At 62.7% G+C, this 4,191-nt stretch carries 2 protein-coding genes and 1 pseudogene; all 3 read right to left on the bottom strand.

Annotated features, from left to right (window positions below; translation table 11 throughout):
- Nucleotides 1-1,196 (bottom strand): annotated as a pseudogene (locus RMO15_RS25930) (hypothetical protein); the annotation flags it as partial.
- Entirely contained in the window at nt 1,193-3,331 is a 2,139-nt protein-coding gene (locus RMO15_RS25925) for a DUF1549 domain-containing protein (RefSeq protein WP_309719606.1), read from the bottom strand. The pseudogene RMO15_RS25930 and the gene RMO15_RS25925, both read right to left, overlap by 4 nt.
- A gap of 155 nt (nt 3,332-3,486) precedes the next feature.
- The coding region (locus RMO15_RS25920) for a DUF1501 domain-containing protein (RefSeq protein WP_309719604.1) at nt 3,487-4,191 on the bottom strand (705 nt) is incomplete at its 5' end.

The raw sequence follows: 4,191 nt of genomic DNA, 5'->3' as shown, positions 1-4,191 counted from the left end.
TTGCGGCCAAAGTCGCAGGCATAGAGCGCGTTGTCGTCGCCGTAGGCTAGGCCGTTGGTCTTGCCAAACGTGAACTTCTTCGGGTCGGCGGTAAAGAGCACCGCGTTGCCGTCTTTGTTGATCTTGTTGATCGTGTTGCCTTGGCAGTTGGAGACAATCACGCCCCCCTTGCCGTCATAGGCAGGGCCTTCGGGGAAGGCAAAATTCTCGGCGATTTTCTTGACCACCGGCGCGGGTGCTGTCTGTAGCGGTGGGCTCACCACCGCCCCCAAGATCCCCCGACTGACGCCCGTGGCCGTGTCCCAGAGCCAGACTTTTCCCGCAAAGCCTGCCGCCGCGACGGTCTTGCCGTCGGGTGAGAACGCCGTGGTGTAGAGCCAGTCGCTCGCACCACTCAGACTTCGCAGCCAGCCGCCGCCCACACCGCTCCAGAGATCAAGCTGGCTGTCTTTCGTGGCCGTGGCAAGGAGCTTTCCATCCGGGGAGAATGCCGCCGCGTGCGTGGCGGAGCGCTGAAGCGAGCGAAACGCCTCGGTACTCTCCGCATCGCCCCCAACGCTCCAGAGCCGCGTCTGCCCGTCGCCGCCAGCCGAGATCAGGTGAGCGTTTGAGGCCTGAGGCGCAAAGGCCAGCGCGTAGATCGTGTCACCGTGCGTGCGGCCCGTGAACGAGAACTTAGCCAAGCCCGTCTGCGCGTCCCAGAGCTTGATCGAGCGGTCCACACCCGCCGAGGCCAGCGTCTTTCCATCAGGCGAGAGCGCGAGGGCATAGACGGCATCGGCGTGATCACGTAGGAGCTTCTTTGCCGTGCCCGTCTTGCTATCCCAGACCCGGATCGTCTTATCACCGCTTGCGGAGTAGAGTGTCTGTCCGTCCGGGCTGAAGGCAAGTGCAAAAACCATGTCCTTGTGCTCCTTTCCAAAGCGCCGGAGTAGCTTGCCCGTCGCGACATCAAAGAGCACCAGCTCCCCCGCCACTGTCGGGGTGCCACTGCCCACCGCCAGGGTCTTGCCATCGGGGCTGAGTACCAGACACAGCGCACTCTCCGCAATCCCTGCCAGTGTCGCGAGTTTCTTGGTGCCCTGCGCGTTCCAGAGCTGCACGCTATGGTTTGCCCCCACGGCGAGGCGGCCATCGGGCAGATACAGCAGCGAAGTGATCGTCCCCTCGCTTGCGGGGGGTAGGGGGTAAATCATCTATTGAATCCAAACTCGCGGGCACTGAGCAAGGCCCAGAAAAGATCTTCAAGCGCGACGCCCCGTGCGAGCTGAAACGCCGCGTTTACCGCCTCGTCGCCCGTCGGAAAGCGCGAGAGGGTCGCCAGATACAGCTCCTCGATCTGCTCTTTTCGGGGCCGGTTTGCCATAGTCGCGAGGCGCCCCTTGGGATCGGAGAGGTGTATCTGGATCGTGGGGGCGTTGAGGTAGTGCAGTGCCTGACTGAGATTTGCCTCGGTCATACGCTCGCAGTCACAGGCCGCTTGCCGTAGGGGACGCCCAAAGGTGTCTAAGAAAAGCGACGCAACAGCGGGGTCTTTAAGCTGGACCGCTTTGGTGCCTGCGGGATAGTCAGGAAAGGTCTCCGAGGTGCCCGTCGCCGTGCAGAGCGCATCCAGAAGCGGCTCGGCGGCGAGGCGCTTGACAAAAAAGCGCGAGTAGTAGCGGTCGTCGCGCTCGTTGCCCGGAACTCTGCGACTGTCTCTTTGGTACGTCTCCGTCAGCACAAACCGCCGGATAAGTTTTTTGATATCGTAGCCACTGGAGCGCACCTCGCTGGCGAGAGCTTGGAGCAATGGCTCGTTGGTGGCGGGGTTGGTGACACGGAAGTCGTCCACGGGCTCGACCAAGCCGCGTCCAAAGAGATACTTCCAGAGCCGATTGGCCAGCAGTGGCGCAAAAAACGGGTTGGAGGGTGCCGTCAGCCACTTGGCCAGCGGCTCACGACGATCCCCTTTGAAGTCCTTGGCGAGCGCGGGGCCATCCAGCGGCGCCGGGGTCAGTGCCTCGCCGGTCTTGGGATGATGGACTTCTCCCCACTCCCGAGGCGCTATAACTCCCTCGGTATCTTTATTGGTCGCCTCGACCCGTCCGTAGAATGCGGCGAGCTGGAAGTACTGTTTCTGTGTCCATTTCTCGTAGGGATGGTTGTGACACTGGGCGCACTGGAGCCGCACGCCCAGCAGAAACTGCGCCGTGGTCTCGCCCTGCTCCAGCGGTGTGAGCGAGGCAGCGTACTCGCTCTTGCCTGCCCGGAAGAAGTTCACCGACGGCACGGCTACGGAGTCGCCTTTTCCGGTGAGCAGCTCGGTGGCGAAGACATCGTAGGGCTTGTTGGTCTCGACGCTCTTGCGGATAAAGGCGTGGTAGGCATCGCGTGATTTCTTGCCCAGCGTTTTCTCCGAGCTGCGCAAGAGATCGCTCCAGCGCTGCGTCCAGAAATCGATGTACTCCGGTGAGGCCAGCAAGCGATCCACGAGCTTCTCGCGCTTCTTCGGGTCGGGGTCAGCAATAAAAGCGCGGACACTTTCAGGCGTCGGAAGCTGTCCGGCGATATCCAGGCTCGCGCGGCGCAGATAGGTCGCATCGTCGCAGCGGGGTGAGGCGGGCAGACCAAGTGCCGCCAGCCGCGCATTGACGAGCCGATCAAGCGGGTCGGTCGCGGGAAGCAGCGTTCGAGGCGGGGCAAACGGGGTGAGCAGGCGTGCGGTGGCGAACTTACCACCGTAGCGGATCACCACGGGGCCTTCGCCCGGCGCGAGCGTCTTGGCGACTCCTTGCGGCGTTACCTCAACCAGTCCCCCATCCCCCGACGAAAAAAGCGTCTGCGGCGTCACATCGCGCTTCGTCCCATCGGAGAGTGTGGCAGTTACTTTGATGGGAACGGACTGCCCCAGCGCAACAGTGATGCGCTCCGGCGCAATCGCCAGCGCTGTTACACTCGGGTCGCTGTCTTTGGGCTCGGGCACTCCCGCCGCAACCCAGCTTCGAAGCACGGCGTACTCAGGTGAGGTCTTCGCAAAGCGCTCCCCACCGCCGTGACTAAGCTGCCCCGAGGCTTTTCTTAAGATCAGGCTCTCGTCGGGTGCATCCAGTCGAACCCGTCGCCCCCACACAAAGCGTGTCATGGCCTCGTAGTCACTCGACGGATCAAAGCCTAGGAGCGAGAGATGAAAGCCACCCCGTCCCGCGTTTGCTCCATGACACGGCCCAGAGTTGCACCCGGCACGCGTGAGAATCGGCATCACGTCGGTCTTAAAGCGCGGCGTAGCGCCTCCCGCGTCCGCGTGCGGCGAGGCAAGGATCAGCAGGAGGAGTGCGAGGACTGAACCCATCCCCCCGGCCCCCTTCCCTCTACGAAGGAAGGGGGAGACAGAGGGGGATCTCCAGCCTCCCAGCCCCTCCTTGCCCTGAGGGAGGGTGGCCATAGTGAGGAACGAACGAAGGCCGGGTGGGTTCGGGCGGGTGGGTTCGAGTCGTTTAACAGTCATCAAAACAGCTCCGTCATCACGTGACCACGACTGATGGGAACCGGGCGGTCGAGCGCGTCGTGGATCTCTTGCTCGGGAGACAGGCCCAGCGCCTCAAAGATCGTCGCGGAGAGATCGGCGGGAAAGAACGCCTTGGAGTTGGCAAAACCCGCCCACTCGTCGGTCTGCCCGATCACCTGACCGCCTTTGACACCGCCACCAGCGAACGCACCGCTCCAGCACCACTGCCAGTGGTTGCGGCCATCAGCGCGGGCTCCGTTGTCCACGGAGCCGGTCACGGGCTTGCCAATCACGGGGTTGCGCCCCATCTCGCTCATAATAATTACCAGCGTGTCGTCGAGCATTCCGCGCTGCGAGAGATCCTCTAGGAGCGCCGAGACACTCTGGTCGAACTTGGGCATGTCGCGCTTGAGGCCATCGTTCTCTTTGTCGTGATAGTCCCAGTGGTTGAGACCGCCCAGATTCACTTGGAGAAACGCCACGCCTGCCGCAGCCAGCCGCCGTGCCAGAAGAAGCGACTGCCCCCACGAGTGCTTCCCGTAGCGCTCCCGAAGCGCGTCGGGCTCTTTGGAGAGATCGAAGGCATCGCGCACGGCGGGCGAGGTAGCGAGAGAAAAGGCACGCGCTTGGGTGTCCGAGAGCTGGCGAATCTCGACATCTTTATCTAAGTCACGACGATAGCTATCTATATCGGTGAGTAAGCG

It is taken from the genome of Armatimonas sp. (genome assembly GCF_031410135.1).
Taxonomy (GTDB): Bacteria; Armatimonadota; Armatimonadia; order Armatimonadales; family Armatimonadaceae; genus Armatimonas.
This window is presented reverse-complemented; position numbering and strand designations above follow the sequence as displayed.

Excerpts from the sequence above, each read along its gene's own strand:
- RMO15_RS25925 (WP_309719606.1), bottom strand. The coding sequence starts at position 3,331 with ATGGGTTCAGTCCTCGCACTCCTCCTGCTGATCCTTGCCTCGCCGCAC.